This is a genomic window from Bacillus sp. AF23 (genome assembly GCF_020861455.1).
In the GTDB taxonomy this organism is placed as follows: Bacteria; Bacillota; Bacilli; order Bacillales; family Bacillaceae; genus Bacillus; species Bacillus halotolerans.
Genome location: NZ_JAJHVY010000005.1, coordinates 126,254 through 141,825 on the forward strand (window position 1 = coordinate 126,254; position 15,572 = coordinate 141,825).

General features: G+C 43.7%; 12 protein-coding genes and 1 pseudogene. 12 read left to right on the top strand and 1 reads right to left on the bottom strand.

Translation table 11 applies throughout. The features are described 5' to 3' along the window. Positions 1-110: 110 nt before the first annotated feature. The 5 genes from tig (at position 111) to yihA (ending at position 7,818) form a co-directional block, all read left to right on the top strand. Positions 111-1,385: a trigger factor gene (gene tig, locus LNN34_RS01425; RefSeq protein WP_044154100.1), complete on the top strand. Its 1,275-nt coding sequence runs from the start codon at positions 111-113 to the stop codon at positions 1,383-1,385. A gap of 271 nt (positions 1,386-1,656) precedes the next feature. Then, entirely contained in the window at positions 1,657-2,919 is a 1,263-nt protein-coding gene (gene clpX, locus LNN34_RS01430; RefSeq protein ID WP_044154108.1) for an ATP-dependent protease ATP-binding subunit ClpX, read from the top strand. 152 nt (positions 2,920-3,071) lie between these two features. Further along, a complete protein-coding gene (gene lonB, locus LNN34_RS01435) occupies positions 3,072-4,730 on the top strand; it encodes an ATP-dependent protease LonB (protein WP_229042582.1) in 1,659 nt (552 codons plus the stop codon). 179 nt (positions 4,731-4,909) lie between these two features. Further along, positions 4,910-7,234, top strand: coding sequence for an endopeptidase La (gene lon / locus LNN34_RS01440; protein WP_024122375.1), 2,325 nt, complete (start codon positions 4,910-4,912; stop codon positions 7,232-7,234). Further along, the gene (yihA, locus tag LNN34_RS01445; protein ID WP_024122374.1) at positions 7,231-7,818 is read left to right on the top strand and encodes a ribosome biogenesis GTP-binding protein YihA/YsxC; all 588 of its coding nucleotides are present in this window, start codon (positions 7,231-7,233) and stop codon (positions 7,816-7,818) included. The genes lon and yihA overlap by 4 nt, the downstream gene beginning before the upstream one ends. 23 nt (positions 7,819-7,841) lie before the next feature. Here the strand turns inward: yihA and LNN34_RS01450 are convergent, their stop codons facing one another. Then, positions 7,842-8,339, bottom strand: coding sequence for a hypothetical protein (locus LNN34_RS01450; RefSeq protein ID WP_229042583.1), 498 nt, complete (start codon positions 8,337-8,339; stop codon positions 7,842-7,844). Positions 8,340-8,569: 230 nt separating this feature from the next. Here LNN34_RS01450 and hemA point away from each other — a divergent pair, with 230 nt between their 5' ends. The 7 genes and pseudogenes from hemA to LNN34_RS01485 all read left to right on the top strand — a co-directional run. Beyond that, positions 8,570-9,937 carry a glutamyl-tRNA reductase gene (gene hemA, locus LNN34_RS01455; RefSeq protein ID WP_229042584.1) on the top strand — a complete coding sequence of 456 codons (1,368 nt, stop codon included), beginning with the start codon at positions 8,570-8,572 and terminating at the stop codon, positions 9,935-9,937. Positions 9,938-9,944: 7 nt separating this feature from the next. Continuing rightward, the gene (locus LNN34_RS01460; protein ID WP_010335178.1) at positions 9,945-10,775 is read left to right on the top strand and encodes a cytochrome c biogenesis protein; all 831 of its coding nucleotides are present in this window, start codon (positions 9,945-9,947) and stop codon (positions 10,773-10,775) included. Positions 10,776-10,811: 36 nt separating this feature from the next. Beyond that, positions 10,812-11,753, top strand: a complete 942-nt coding sequence (gene hemC, locus LNN34_RS01465) for a hydroxymethylbilane synthase (protein ID WP_044154111.1) — start codon at positions 10,812-10,814, stop codon at positions 11,751-11,753. Beyond that, a complete protein-coding gene (gene hemD / locus LNN34_RS01470; RefSeq protein ID WP_229042585.1) occupies positions 11,743-12,531 on the top strand; it encodes a uroporphyrinogen-III synthase in 789 nt (262 codons plus the stop codon). Before hemC ends, hemD begins: the two co-directional genes overlap by 11 nt. Continuing rightward, positions 12,528-13,502: a porphobilinogen synthase gene (gene hemB / locus LNN34_RS01475; RefSeq protein ID WP_024122369.1), complete on the top strand. Its 975-nt coding sequence runs from the start codon at positions 12,528-12,530 to the stop codon at positions 13,500-13,502. Before hemD ends, hemB begins: the two co-directional genes overlap by 4 nt. Positions 13,503-13,531: 29 nt before the next feature. Next, the gene (hemL, locus tag LNN34_RS01480; protein ID WP_059293481.1) at positions 13,532-14,824 is read left to right on the top strand and encodes a glutamate-1-semialdehyde 2,1-aminomutase; all 1,293 of its coding nucleotides are present in this window, start codon (positions 13,532-13,534) and stop codon (positions 14,822-14,824) included. Between the two features lie 134 nt (positions 14,825-14,958). Continuing rightward, a pseudogene (locus LNN34_RS01485) lies at positions 14,959-15,572 on the top strand (stage VI sporulation protein D); the annotation flags it as partial.

Below are 15,572 nucleotides of genomic sequence, written 5' to 3' on the forward strand. Positions count from 1 at the left end.
ATACATAATGATTCTGATCTTTGGCAGCTTCGTTTTTGATGGACGAAGCCGAATGATTGCTTTAGAATGGAAGACCGACACAACCTGAATAGATTTTTGGAGGGAAACACATGTCTGTAAAATGGGAAAAACAAGAAGGCAACGAAGGCGTTTTAACGGTTGAAGTTGATGCTGAAACATTTAAAACGGCACTTGATGATGCATTTAAAAAAGTAGTTAAGCAAGTTTCAATTCCTGGATTCCGTAAAGGGAAAATTCCTCGCGGTTTATTCGAACAGCGCTTTGGCGTAGAAGCTCTTTACCAAGATGCTTTGGATATTCTTCTTCCTGTAGAATATCCTAAAGCAGTTGAAGAAGCTGGAATCGAGCCTGTAGACCGTCCTGAAATCGATGTTGAAAAAATCGAAAAAGGCGAAAGCTTAATCTTCACTGCAAAAGTAACAGTGAAACCTGAAGTGAAGCTTGGCGAATACAAAGGCTTAGGCGTCGAAAAAGACGACACAGCTGTAACTGACGAAGATGTTCAAAACGAACTAAAAGCGCTTCAAGAGCGTCAAGCTGAGCTTGTTGTAAAAGAAGAAGGCGCTGTTGAAGAAGGAAACACAGTTGTTCTTGACTTCGAAGGATTCGTTGACGGCGAAGCATTTGAAGGCGGAAAAGCTGAAAACTATTCACTTGAAGTGGGTTCAGGTTCATTCATCCCTGGCTTCGAAGATCAGTTAGTTGGCCTTGAAGCAGGTGCTGAGAAGGATGTTGAAGTAACATTCCCTGAGGAGTACCACGCTGAAGATCTTGCCGGCAAACCAGCTGTCTTCAAAGTGAAAATTCACGAAATCAAAGCGAAAGAGCTTCCTGAGCTTGATGATGAATTCGCAAAAGATATCGATGAAGAAGTGGAAACACTTGCTGAATTGACTGAAAAAACGAAGAAACGTTTAGAAGAAGCAAAAGAAAACGAAGCTGACGCTAAATTGCGTGAAGAGCTTGTTCTGAAAGCTTCTGAAAACGCTGAAATCGATGTTCCACAAGCGATGATCGACACTGAGCTTGACCGCATGCTGAAAGAATTCGAACAGCGTCTTCAAATGCAAGGCATGAACCTTGAGCTTTACACTCAATTCTCAGGCCAAGACGAAGCTGCGTTAAAAGAGCAAATGAAAGAAGATGCTGCAAAACGCGTAAAATCTAACCTGACTCTTGAGGCGATTGCGAAAGCGGAAAACCTTGAAGTAACAGATGAGGAAGTTGATGCTGAGCTTGCTAAAATGGCTGAAGCATACAACATGCCTGTTGAAAATATCAAACAAGCCATCGGTTCTACTGACGCGATGAAAGAAGATTTAAAAGTTCGCAAAGCAATTGATTTTCTTGTAGAAAACCGTTAATATGGTGCATAATAATAGTAATAATAAAACAGGGCGCGAATCATTCGTGCCTTGTTTTGTACAATTATGATATATCTCTTTTTCTTGGGGCAATATAGTTAATGCAGGCTGTTTTTTGTCATACATATAGAATGTGCAAGTCAGAAACACAATGTTACCGTCTTTTTGGAAAGTATGGTAAAATGCAATACATACTCGTTTCGTTTCAAGAATCATTTTCTTTTGCTCTGCCGGTAAAAGAAAAAGTGAGACAAGATTAAGGGGTGAAAGAATGTTTAAATTCAACGAGGAAAAAGGACAATTAAAATGCTCGTTCTGTGGAAAAACACAAGATCAGGTTCGTAAGCTTGTAGCTGGACCTGGTGTATATATATGTGACGAATGTATCGAACTCTGCACTGAAATTGTGGAGGAAGAACTCGGAACAGAAGAAGAAGTAGAATTTAAAGATGTGCCGAAGCCGCAGGAAATTCGTGAAATTCTGAATGAATATGTAATCGGTCAGGATCAGGCGAAGAAATCACTTGCTGTTGCGGTATATAACCACTACAAACGCATCAACTCCAACAGCAAAGTGGACGATGTCGAGCTTTCGAAAAGTAACATTTCATTAATCGGCCCGACAGGAAGCGGTAAAACCCTTCTTGCGCAAACTTTAGCCCGTATTTTAAATGTGCCGTTTGCGATTGCTGACGCTACGTCCCTGACAGAAGCTGGATATGTAGGTGAAGATGTAGAGAATATTCTCTTGAAACTCATCCAAGCTGCTGACTATGACGTGGAAAAAGCGGAAAAAGGCATTATTTATATTGATGAAATCGATAAAGTGGCAAGAAAGTCTGAAAACCCGTCTATTACACGTGATGTGTCAGGTGAAGGCGTGCAGCAGGCATTGCTGAAAATTCTTGAAGGAACTGTGGCGAGCGTGCCGCCTCAAGGCGGACGTAAGCACCCTCATCAAGAGTTTATTCAAATTGATACAACAAACATTTTGTTCATTTGCGGCGGTGCCTTCGATGGTATCGAATCGATCATCAAACGCCGTTTAGGACAAAAAGTGATTGGCTTCGGTTCAGATAATAAGGCTGCAGATCTGGAGAAAGAAGACCTTCTTTCAAAAGTGCTTCCAGAAGACTTGCTCCGTTTCGGATTAATTCCGGAATTTATCGGACGTCTTCCGGTTATTGCAAGTCTTGAAAAGCTTGACGAAGAAGCGTTGGTTGCGATCTTAACGAAACCGAAAAACGCTCTTGTGAAGCAATTCAAAAAAATGCTTGAGCTTGATAATGTTGAGCTTGAGTTTGAAGAAGAAGCGCTGTCTGAAATTGCTAAAAAAGCAATTGAGCGTAAGACAGGAGCACGCGGACTCCGTTCCATCATTGAAGGCATTATGCTTGATGTGATGTTTGACCTGCCTTCCCGTGATGACATTGAAAAATGTGTGATTACTGGAGCGACTGTAACGCATGGAGAACCGCCTCGCCTTTTGTTAAAGGACGGTACTGAGGTTAGCCAAGACAAAACGTCTGCTTAAAAATGAAAATGAACCTCCTGAGTGGTAACATTCAGGAGGTTTTTTTGTTGTGTAAACTCTTCCGGAAAACGTTTATTCCCCTCTTTTGTGGGAGATACTAGCAATCAGAGGAATGAATTGGCTACATAAATTGTTTTTCAGGAGGGACCACCATGAGTTGGACAGGGATCGCTTTATTTATTCAGCTGTTTTTTGGGATTATCATTGGTTTGTATTTTTGGAATTTGCTTAAAAATCAAAGGACACAAAAAGTCACGATAGATAAGGAATCAAAGAAGGAAATGGAGCAGCTTCGCAAAATGCGGGCTATCAGCCTGTCCGAACCGTTATCTGAAAAGGTGCGCCCTAAAAGCTTTCAAGATATCGTCGGTCAGGAAGATGGGATTAAAGCGTTAAAAGCGGCGTTGTGCGGACCGAATCCCCAGCACGTCATTGTCTATGGACCGCCGGGAGTCGGAAAAACAGCTGCTGCAAGGCTTGTGTTAGAGGAAGCCAAAAAACATACGCAATCACCTTTTAAAGAGCAGGCTGTTTTTGTGGAACTCGATGCGACAACGGCTCGATTTGATGAAAGAGGAATTGCCGATCCGCTCATTGGATCTGTACATGATCCGATATACCAAGGGGCCGGAGCGATGGGACAGGCGGGTATTCCGCAGCCGAAGCAGGGGGCTGTCACGCATGCCCACGGCGGTGTATTGTTTATTGATGAAATTGGGGAGCTGCATCCTATTCAAATGAATAAAATGCTGAAGGTGCTTGAGGACCGGAAAGTCTTTTTAGACAGCGCTTATTACAACGAAGAAAATACACAAATACCGAACCATATTCACGATATTTTTCAAAATGGGCTTCCAGCTGATTTTCGTCTGATCGGTGCGACAACAAGAATGCCCAATGAAATCCCTCCTGCAATCCGATCCCGCTGTTTAGAGGTATTTTTCCGCGAGCTTGAGAAAGATGAGCTGAAATCAGTTGCCAAAACAGCAGTGGATAAGATTGAAAAGAATATTTCTGAAGAGGGGCTTGATTTACTGACCAGCTATACGCGGAACGGCCGTGAAGCAGTTAATATGATTCAAATCGCGGCGGGAATGGCGGTGACTGAAGATCGGAAGGACATCACCATTGAGGATATAGAATGGGTGATTCATTCCAGCCAGCTTACCCCTAAGCACGAGCAGAAAATTGGCACTGCACCGCAAATCGGCATCGTAAACGGGCTCGCAGTGTATGGCCCTAACAGCGGTTCGCTGCTGGAAATCGAAGTGAACGTAACACCGGCTCAGGATAAAGGGTCAATTAACATTACCGGAATAGCAGAAGAAGAAAGCATCGGCAGCCAATCAAAATCAATTCGCCGGAAAAGCATGGCAAAGGGCTCGGTTGAGAATGTGCTAACCGTACTGCGTACAATGGGAATGAAGCCTTCAGACTATGATATCCACATTAATTTTCCCGGCGGCATTCCGATTGACGGGCCGTCGGCAGGTATTACCATGGCGGCGGGAATTTTTTCAGCCGTTCATAAAATTCCGATTGACAACACGGTTGCCATGACAGGCGAGATCAGTCTAAACGGACTTGTAAAACCGATTGGAGGCGTGATTCCGAAAATTAAAGCGGCAAAACAGTCCGGTGCCAAAAAAGTTATTATCCCGCATGAAAATCAGCAATCGATCTTAAAACAGATTGAAGGAATCAAAATTGTGGCGGTGAAAACGTTCCAGGAAGTGCTTGATGAAATTTTAGTGAACCCGCCTACTGAACAAAAACCGTTTAACATGCAAATGAATAAAGAATCGGTCTGACCCTATTTTAAAAATAGGGTTTTTTTCATGAAGGACATCTTTTCCTTTTTCAGATCAGAAAGAAAGGGTATACTACGAGGAGACTGTGTTATAGAAAATGAAACCATGCCGTTTATTGTACAAGGATGAAAAAGTTGTATTATAATGGTTCATACTAAAGTCACGGAGGTGTCAGTCACATGGCAGAAGAATTAAAACGCAGCATCCCGCTCCTCCCTTTAAGAGGTTTATTAGTGTACCCGACAATGGTTTTGCACTTAGATGTAGGACGTGACAAGTCGGTTCAGGCCCTTGAACAGGCAATGATGCATGATCATATGATATTTTTAGCCACTCAGCAGGATATTTCGATAGACGAACCGGGTGAAGACGAAATTTTTACTGTCGGCACCTATACGAAAATTAAACAAATGCTGAAGCTTCCGAACGGTACGATTCGTGTGCTGGTGGAGGGCATACAGCGCGCTCAGATTATTGAATACAATGAGCATGAAGATTATACATCAGTAGACATTCAGCTGATCCATGAAGATGATTCAAAAGATACAGAAGACGAAGCGCTGATGCGGACTTTGTTGGACCACTTTGATCAGTACATAAAAATTTCTAAAAAAATCTCAGCCGAAACGTACGCCGCGGTTACTGATATCGAAGAGCCGGGCAGAATGGCAGACATTGTTGCTTCTCACCTGCCTCTTAAACTAAAGGATAAGCAGGATATATTAGAAACGGCTGATGTCAAAGACAGACTGAACAAGGTCATTGATTTTATCAACAATGAAAAAGAAGTGCTTGAGATCGAGAAAAAAATCGGCCAGCGCGTCAAACGTTCAATGGAGCGTACACAAAAGGAATACTATTTGCGCGAACAGATGAAGGCGATCCAAAAAGAGCTTGGCGATAAAGAAGGCAAAACAGGTGAAGTTCAAACGCTGACCGAAAAAATCGAAGAAGCGGGCATGCCTGACCATGTGAAGGAAACGGCTCTTAAGGAATTAAACAGATATGAAAAAATTCCATCCAGTTCTGCCGAAAGTTCTGTTATCCGCAATTATATTGACTGGCTGGTCGCTCTCCCATGGACGGATGAGACAGAAGATAAGCTTGATTTAAAAGAGGCTGAACATCTTTTGGACAAAGAACATCACGGACTTGAAAAAGTGAAAGAGCGTATTTTAGAGTATTTGGCTGTTCAGAAGCTGACAAAATCCTTAAAAGGCCCGATTCTCTGTTTGGCTGGACCTCCAGGGGTCGGAAAAACGTCCTTGGCCAAATCGATTGCTAAAAGTATGGATCGGAAATTTGTCAGAATTTCACTTGGCGGGGTGCGCGACGAATCAGAAATTCGCGGGCACAGACGGACATATGTCGGGGCAATGCCGGGACGTATTATTCAAGGCATGAAAAAAGCCGGCAAGCTGAATCCGGTCTTCTTACTAGACGAAATTGACAAAATGTCTTCTGATTTCAGAGGCGATCCGTCATCCGCGATGCTTGAAGTGCTTGATCCAGAGCAAAACAGCACCTTCAGCGACCACTACATTGAGGAGACCTTTGATCTGTCAAAAGTGCTCTTTATCGCTACGGCTAACAATTTAGCGACAATCCCGGGACCGCTTAGAGACAGAATGGAAATCATTAATATTGCGGGCTACACGGAAGTGGAAAAACTTGAAATTGTGAAAGATCACCTTCTTCCGAAGCAGATCAAGGAGCATGGGCTCAAAAAGAGCAACCTGCAGCTGCGTGATCAGGCCATTCTTGATATTATTCGCTATTATACGAGAGAAGCAGGTGTGAGAAACCTCGAACGTCAGCTTGCTGCCATCTGCCGCAAGGCCGCAAAAGCCATTGTTTCTGAAGATAGAAAACGGATTACAGTTACGGAGAAAAATCTTCATGACTTTATCGGAAAACGAATTTTCAGATACGGACAAGCAGAAACGGAAGATCAGGTGGGCGTCGTCACGGGGCTGGCTTATACAACTGTCGGCGGAGATACGCTGTCGATCGAAGTATCGCTTTCTCCAGGGAAAGGAAAATTGATCCTGACGGGTAAGCTTGGAGATGTCATGAGAGAGTCTGCTCAGGCGGCTTTCAGCTACGTGCGTTCAAAAACAGAAGAACTTGGCATTGAACCTGACTTTCATGAGAAGTATGATATTCATATACATGTTCCTGAGGGTGCGGTGCCTAAAGATGGTCCGTCTGCCGGTATCACAATGGCGACTGCGCTTGTTTCTGCTTTAACAGGACGGGCTGTATCGCGTAAAGTCGGAATGACTGGCGAAATTACGCTTCGCGGACGCGTGCTTCCGATCGGCGGACTGAAAGAAAAAGCACTCGGGGCACATAGAGCGGGATTGACGACCATTATTGCGCCTAAAGATAATGAAAAAGATATAGAGGATATTCCAGAAAGCGTCAGAGAGGGGCTCACCTTTATATTGGCATCCCACTTAGACGAAGTTTTGGAACATGCCTTAGTAGGAGAGAAGAAATGAAAGTCACAAAGTCAGAAATCGTAATCAGTGCAGTTAAACCTGAACAGTACCCTGAAGGGGGGCTTCCGGAAATTGCACTGGCCGGAAGATCGAACGTTGGAAAGTCATCTTTTATCAATTCATTGATTAATCGTAAAAATCTTGCGAGAACATCATCAAAACCGGGAAAAACACAAACATTAAATTTCTACATTATTAATGACGAATTGCATTTTGTTGATGTACCGGGTTACGGTTTTGCCAAAGTGTCAAAATCCGAGCGTGAAGCTTGGGGCAGAATGATTGAAACCTACATTACAACACGCGAGGAATTGAAAGCAGTGGTGCAGATCGTTGATTTGCGGCATGCACCGTCTAATGATGATGTGCAGATGTATGAATTTTTAAAGTATTACGGCATTCCTGTTATTATTATCGCTACAAAAGCGGATAAGATCCCGAAAGGAAAATGGGACAAACATGCGAAGGTTGTCCGACAGACATTAAATATTGATCCGGAAGACGAGCTGATTCTCTTCTCCTCAGAAACGAAAAAGGGGAAAGACGAAGCTTGGGGAGTGATCAAAAAAATGATAAACCGGTAGAGAATACTCTCTGCCGGTTTTATTTATCGTATAGATTTTTTTCGTTTTATCAATAATAACAATAAACTGATTCCGATAAATACAAACGGCCAATACTCTTTCAGCAGGGACGTGGGAATATGCGCAGACTCGAGCCATGCCATAATCTGTTTGGAAAAGTAAAGAAACAGGGAAAAACAAATCATCGAAACAGCTTCATATACATATTCTTTTTTCTGAACGGTTGAAACGAGCAGTGAGAAGCCGACCATGAAGAGAAGCGTTTCAAAATCATCCGGCCACCATGTCCACTTTGGCTTAGCGAAAAAGTGCAAACCGATTCCGAAGAGAAGCAAGCCGATAAAGAAATGGGGGGAGACAGCTTCTTTTTTCCCTTGGTATATAAAGGCTGCGCCTAACAGCATAAGAAGAACAGGCCATTGATCCTGTCCTGAAAACAGTTCGGCTTGGCCGCTTTCAAACCATGCGTAAACGGATGCAGCGAGCAGCAGACAAGGGAATAAAATTGATTTTTGTTTCATGCATATCACCTTCTTGTTTTTTAGAGCTGATGTGTAGTAAATTTCTGCTGTTTTTGGTATTGTCAATAGGAATGCTTCTTTTCCGTGAAGCTTTTTCTAATATAGCATAAGAATTTTAAAATCTGTTCACATTTTGTGAAAGAAACTATGTTATAATTATTATAAATAATGAGTTCTATGTTAGAATGATTATAAATAAAAGATTGGGTGTTGGGGGTGTAATTAAAGCGATGCATATACTTGTTGTGGGAGTAGATTATAAATCCGCCCCTATTGAGATACGTGAAAAAGTAAGTTTTCAGCCGAATGAGCTTGCAGAAGCGATGGTGAAGCTAAAAGCAGAGAAAAGCATTCTCGAAAATATCATCGTATCTACCTGCAACCGCACTGAAATTTATGCGGTAGTGGACCAGCTCCATACCGGCCGTTATTATATAAAGAAATTTTTAGCTGACTGGTTTCACTTAAGCAAAGAAGACCTGTCGCCGTTTTTAAGATTTTACGAAAGCGATGCGGCTGTTGAGCATTTGTTCCGTGTAGCCTGCGGATTGGATTCTATGGTGATCGGTGAAACGCAAATTCTTGGCCAGGTGCGCGACAGCTTCAAAACAGCTCAGCAAGAAAAAACGATCGGCACGATTTTTAATGAGTTGTTTAAGCAGGCGGTTACAGTGGGTAAACGGACTCACGCCGAAACAGACATTGGCTCTAATGCAGTGTCTGTTAGCTATGCGGCCGTTGAGCTTGCGAAAAAAATCTTCGGAAACCTTTCAAGCAAGCATATATTGATCCTTGGTGCAGGAAAGATGGGCGAGCTTGCAGCCGAAAATCTGCACGGACAGGGAATCGGAAAAGTGACCGTCATTAACAGAACATACTTGAAAGCGAAAGAACTTGCAGACCGTTTCTCCGGTGAAGCGCGAAGCTTAAATCAGCTTGAAAGCGCGCTTGCAGAAGCCGATATTTTAATCAGCTCTACCGGTGCGAGTGATTTTGTTGTGTCTAAAGAAATGATGGAAAACGCGAATAAGCTTCGCAAGGGCCGCCCTTTATTTATGGTGGACATCGCCGTGCCAAGAGACTTGGATCCCGCTTTGAACGATTTAGAAGGCGTCTTCCTTTATGATATAGACGATCTTGAAGGGATCGTAGAAGCGAACCTGAAAGAGCGGAGAGAAACCGCTGAGAAGGTTGAACTGTTAATCGAAGAAACTATTGTGGAATTTAAACAATGGCTGAATACACTCGGTGTAGTGCCCGTCATTTCCGCATTGCGTGAAAAGGCGCTGGCAATCCAGTCTGAAACGATGGACAGCATCGAACGGAAGCTGCCTCATTTGACGACAAGAGAGAAAAAACTTTTGAATAAACATACGAAAAGTATCATTAATCAAATGCTCCGCGACCCGATATTAAAGGTGAAAGAACTAGCGGCAGAGGCTGATTCTGAAGAAAAGCTGGCTTTGTTTAAGCAGATTTTTGATATAGAAGAAGCCGCGGGCCGGCAAATGATCAAAAGCGTTGAAGGCAGCCAAAAGGTCCATTCTTATAAGAAGGCTGAATCAAGAGCGGGGTTTGCCCCACTTGTAAGTGAGTGAAAGCTGAATGATTGATACTGCAATGGCAAGACTTAATGAAGGGACAATCGTCATTTACGCATTAAGTGTACTCTTTTATTTTATAGATTTTCTTCAACACAACCGGAAGGCTGGGAAAATGGCCTTCTGGTTGCTTTCTATTGTCTGGACTCTGCAAACCGTGTATTTAGCCTACTTTATGTGGGTGACGGGGCGGTTTCCGGTATTAAATGTGACGGAGGCGCTTTATTTTTATGCTTGGGTGCTTGTCACACTGTCACTTGTACTGACAAAGCTGCTGCGTGTTGATTTTATTGTGTTTTTTACAAATGTAATAGGGTTTGCTATGATCGCCATTCATACATTTTCACCGACGGAGCAGCAGTCAGCGGCTTTTTCGGGTCAGCTCGTATCGGAGCTGTTAGTGATTCATATTACAATGGCGATTCTTTCTTACGGCGCTTTTTCCCTTTCTTTTGTATTCTCTGTGCTCTACTTGTTTCAATATCATCTGTTAAAAAAGAAAAAATGGGGAAAGTGGCTGTTGAGAATAGAAGATTTGTCTAAGCTTGATTATATGGCGTATGTTCTGAATGTCATCGGAGTTCCGATGCTTTTGCTGAGTTTGATTCTTGGCGTCATTTGGGCGTATGTGTCTCTAGAAACGCTGTATTGGTTCGACGCCAAAGTGCTTGGTTCGTTTGTCGTCCTGCTTCTGTACAGCTATTATCTCTATATCAGGCTGATTAAAGAGCTTCAGGGGAAGGTCGCCGCACTGTGGAATACGGCTTGTTTTCTCGTGCTGATGATCAATTATTTCCTGCTCGGAAGCCTGTCTCAATTCCATTGGTTCAGTTAAATAATGTGCCCAAGCAGATTCGGGAGGAAAGAAAAAATGAGAACGATAAAAGTAGGTTCCAGACGGAGCAAACTCGCTATGACCCAAACAAAATGGGTGATTCGCAAACTGAAGGAGATCAATCCTTCTTTTGCTTTTGACATAAAAGAAATCGTCACAAAGGGTGACCGGATTGTTGATGTTACCCTGTCAAAAGTGGGAGGGAAAGGGCTGTTTGTCAAAGAAATCGAACAAGCGCTTTTAAACGAAGACATTGATATGGCGGTTCACAGCATGAAGGATATGCCTGCCGTTTTGCCTGAAGGCCTTGTGATCGGCTGTATTCCTGAACGGGAAGATCCTCGTGACGCTCTTATTTCAAAGAATCGTGTAAAGCTTTCTGAATTGAAGGAAGGTGCTGTAATCGGCACAAGCAGTTTAAGAAGAAGCGCGCAGCTTTTGATTGAGCGCCCTGACATTACAATTAAATGGATTAGAGGTAATATAGATACGAGACTTCAAAAGCTGGAAAACGAAGATTATGACGCAATTATTTTAGCTGCGGCAGGGCTTTCCAGAATGGGCTGGAAGCAGGAAGTCGTAACTGAATTTCTTGAGCCTGAGCGCTGTCTTCCGGCTGTTGGCCAAGGCGCTCTTGCAATTGAGTGCCGCGAATCCGATCGAGAGCTTTTAACGTTATTTTCTCAGTTTACGGATGAGTATACAAAACGGACTGTACTGGCAGAACGTGCCTACTTAAACGCGATGGAGGGCGGCTGTCAGGTGCCGATCGCCGGCTACTCGGTGATAAACGGCCAGGATGAAATTGAACTGACAGGGCTTGTGGCTTCGCCTGATGGAAAAATCATTTTCAAAGAAACCGTCACCGGAAACGATCCGGAGGAAGTCGGTAAGCGCTGTGCGGCTCTCATGACTGATAAAGGCGCTAAAGATTTAATTGATCGCGTAAAACGGGAGCTTGATGAGGATGGTAAATGATTTTCCTTTGAAAGGAAAAACAGTGCTTGTCACCCGAAATAAGACGCAGGCAAAATCGTTTTGGCAGAAAGTGGAGCAGCTTGGCGGAAAAGCGGTATTGGCCTCATTGATCACGTTTCACCGAGCTCTGCCGAATGATCTGGCAGAACAGGTGCGAATAGATCTTGCCATACCCGGGTGGCTTGTGTTTACGAGTGTAAATGGAGCAGATTTCTTTTTTTCTTATCTGAAAGAAAATCAGCTTATTGTTCCCGGTCATAAAAAAATTGCAGCTGTTGGTGAAAAAACCGCACGCCGTTTAGAATCGTACAACGTATCGGTTGATGTAATGCCTCATGACTATATTGCAGAACAATTGGCGGACGCTCTTAAGCAGCATGCCGAACCGTCAGAACGGATTTCAGTCATAAAAGGCAATTTATCTCGCGATGTGATAAAAAAAGAGCTTACGCCTCTTGGCTTTGAAGTGAAGGAATGGGTCGTATATGAAACTGTTCCTGATGAAGACGGCATTGAGGAATTAAAAAATGCCGCGAATCAGTATTCATTTGATTATGTGACATTTACAAGCTCATCAACCGTACATACATTTATGCATGTTCTGGGAGAAGGAATAAAAAAATGGCCGGCGCACCAGACGGCCTGCATCAGCATCGGACCGCTAACGAGGGACGCTCTGCTGTCGTACGGAATCACGTCGTATATGCCTGATACATTTACAATTGACGGCATGCTTGATTTAATGTGCCGCATGTCTAGAAAGGAAGATAGAATATGAGTCAATCATTTAACAGACACCGCCGTTTGCGGTCATCAAAAGCAATGAGAGAGATGGTGAAAGAAACTCGTCTGCATCCATCTGATTTTATTTATCCGATCTTTGTCGTTGAAGGTTTAGAAGGAAAAAAAGCTGTTCCTTCAATGCCTGATGTTTATCATGTATCTTTAGATCTATTAAAGGATGAAGTGGCTGAGCTGGTCAGTCTCGGAATTCAATCCGTCATTGTTTTCGGCATACCTGAAGAAAAAGATGATTGCGGAACGCAAGCTTACCATGACCATGGGATTGTGCAAGAAGCAATTGCCGAAATTAAAAAGCACTTCCCTGAGATGGTTGTCGTCGCTGATACATGCCTATGTGAATATACAGATCACGGACATTGCGGTCTGGTCAAAGACGGACAGATCCTGAATGATGAATCCTTGGAGCTATTGGCACAGACAGCTGTCAGCCAAGCAAAAGCCGGAGCGGATATCATTGCGCCTTCTAACATGATGGACGGATTTGTGACGGTTATCAGAGAAGCGTTAGATAAAGAAGGCTTCATCAATATTCCGATCATGTCTTACGCCGTGAAATATTCAAGTGAGTTTTACGGTCCGTTCCGTGATGCAGCAAACAGCACGCCTCAATTTGGCGACCGCAAAACGTATCAAATGGACCCTGCCAACCGTCTGGAAGCACTCCGTGAAGCCCAATCAGATGTTGAAGAAGGCGCGGACTTCCTGATTGTGAAACCTTCACTTTCTTATATGGATATCATGCGGGATGTAAAAAATGAGTTTACATTGCCGCTGGTGGCTTATAATGTAAGCGGAGAGTACTCTATGGTGAAGGCCGCAGCTCAGAACGGCTGGATCAAGGAAAAAGAGATTGTCTTAGAAATTTTGACAAGCATGAAGCGTGCGGGTGCCGACCTGATTATTACGTATCATGCAAAAGACGCAGCAAAATGGCTTGCGGAGTAATTTTATTCAGTTGACAGGAGTTGAGGCAGATGAGAAGCTATGAAAAATCAAAAGCGGCTTTTAAAGAAGCACAAAAACTCATGCCGGGCGGTGTAAACAGCCCCGTTCGCGCCTTTAAATCGGTAGACATGGACCCGATTTTTATGGAGCGAGGAAAAGGCTCTAAAATCTATGATATTGATGGAAATGAGTATATTGATTACGTCTTGTCATGGGGGCCTTTAATTTTAGGACACACAAATGACCGCGTTGTAGAGAGCCTCAAAAAAGTGGCTGAATACGGGACAAGCTTCGGGGCTCCGACTGAGGTGGAAAATGAATTGGCGAAGCTCGTCATTGACCGAGTGCCGTCAGTAGAAATTGTACGGATGGTCAGCTCGGGAACCGAGGCGACCATGAGTGCGCTTCGTTTGGCAAGAGGATATACAGGCCGCAATAAGATTTTAAAATTTGAGGGCTGCTACCATGGACACGGAGATTCTCTGCTGATTAAAGCGGGTTCAGGAGTGGCAACACTCGGTCTGCCTGACAGCCCGGGCGTACCTGAAGGAATAGCGAAAAATACCATCACCGTTCCGTACAATGATTTAGAAAGTGTAAAGCTTGCATTTCAACAGTTCGGTGAAGATATTGCAGGCGTCATCGTAGAACCGGTTGCCGGAAACATGGGAGTAGTTCCGCCGCAAGAAGGCTTCCTGCAAGGATTGCGTGATATTACTGAACAGTACGGCACGCTGCTGATTTTTGATGAAGTCATGACTGGCTTCCGGGTCGATTACAAATGCGCTCAAGGCTATTTCGGCGTAACGCCTGATCTGACTTGCTTAGGAAAAGTGATCGGGGGCGGACTGCCTGTCGGCGCTTATGGCGGTAAAGCCGAAATTATGGAGCGGATCGCTCCGAGCGGTCCGATTTATCAGGCAGGTACGCTGTCAGGCAACCCGCTTGCGATGACGGCTGGACTCGAAACATTAAAGCAGCTCACGCCTGAATCATACAAGACCTTTATGAAAAAAGGCGACAGGCTGGAAGAAGGCATTTCAAAAGCGGCAGAGGCGCACGGTATTCCGCATACCTTTAACCGCGCAGGTTCAATGATCGGTTTCTTCTTTACAAATGAACCTGTCATCAATTATGAAACAGCCAAAGCATCGGATTTGAAGCTGTTTGCCAAGTATTATAAAGGAATGGCAAACGAAGGTGTGTTCCTTCCGCCGTCTCAATTTGAAGGGCTTTTCCTCTCGACGGCTCATACTGATGAAGATATTGAAAAAACAATTCAGGCAGCTGAGAACGTATTCGCAGAGATCAGCCGCGGATAAGTACGATAAAAACCGGTATCAAGGACATCCTTGTACCGGTTTTTCTATGTTTCCCCATTCATATTTTCTCCATTTCATACATACACCTTTAGTGACATCTAATTTTAAGGATTAGATGAAAGGAGGATATGAACTTGCCGCAAAATCATCGATTGCAATTTTCTGTAGAAGAATCGATCTGTTTCCAAAAAGGACAGGAAGTTTCTGAACTGCTTTCCATTTCATTAGATCCTGATATTAGGGTTCAGGAAGTAAATGATTACGTTTCAATCAGAGGATCGCTTGAACTTACAGGTGAGTACAACATAGATCAGAGCAAAAATACTGAAGAGTTTTATACCGATAAGCGGTTTGTCGAAGAGGTCAGAACGAGAGAGGATGGAACTGCGGAACTGACTCATTGTTTCCCTGTCGATATTACCATCCCGAAAAATAAAGTCAGTCATCTACATGAAGTTTTTGTGTTTATTGATGCATTTGACTATCAACTAACAGACTCGCGCATCCTAACGATCCAGGCTGATTTAGCAATAGAAGGCCTTCTTGATGACACAGCAGACAGGGAGCAAGACATTCCTCTCTATGAAGCTCCTGATGAAGGTTTTTCTGAGCCGCCAGAGCTATTTGCTTTAGAAGCAGAGAACAGCGAAGAAGAAGCGCCAGCCGAGCCGCCGGAGCTTGTTGTCTCGGAAACGAGGCTTCGTGAAGAGCAGGAAAATGAAGAGGAAGAAGCTGAGCGGTCAGCGCC

Coding starts and splice junctions, on each gene's coding strand:
- LNN34_RS01450 (WP_229042583.1), bottom strand. CDS start 8,339: ATGAAACAAAAATCAATTTTATTCCCTTGTCTGCTGCTCGCTGCATCC.
- LNN34_RS01460 (WP_010335178.1), top strand. CDS start 9,945: ATGATTGATACTGCAATGGCAAGACTTAATGAAGGGACAATCGTCATT.
- hemL (WP_059293481.1), top strand. CDS start 13,532: ATGAGAAGCTATGAAAAATCAAAAGCGGCTTTTAAAGAAGCACAAAAA.
- tig (WP_044154100.1), top strand. CDS start 111: ATGTCTGTAAAATGGGAAAAACAAGAAGGCAACGAAGGCGTTTTAACG.
- hemA (WP_229042584.1), top strand. CDS start 8,570: ATGCATATACTTGTTGTGGGAGTAGATTATAAATCCGCCCCTATTGAG.
- lonB (WP_229042582.1), top strand. CDS start 3,072: ATGAGTTGGACAGGGATCGCTTTATTTATTCAGCTGTTTTTTGGGATT.
- lon (WP_024122375.1), top strand. CDS start 4,910: ATGGCAGAAGAATTAAAACGCAGCATCCCGCTCCTCCCTTTAAGAGGT.
- yihA (WP_024122374.1), top strand. CDS start 7,231: ATGAAAGTCACAAAGTCAGAAATCGTAATCAGTGCAGTTAAACCTGAA.
- hemB (WP_024122369.1), top strand. CDS start 12,528: ATGAGTCAATCATTTAACAGACACCGCCGTTTGCGGTCATCAAAAGCA.
- clpX (WP_044154108.1), top strand. CDS start 1,657: ATGTTTAAATTCAACGAGGAAAAAGGACAATTAAAATGCTCGTTCTGT.
- hemC (WP_044154111.1), top strand. CDS start 10,812: ATGAGAACGATAAAAGTAGGTTCCAGACGGAGCAAACTCGCTATGACC.
- hemD (WP_229042585.1), top strand. CDS start 11,743: ATGGTAAATGATTTTCCTTTGAAAGGAAAAACAGTGCTTGTCACCCGA.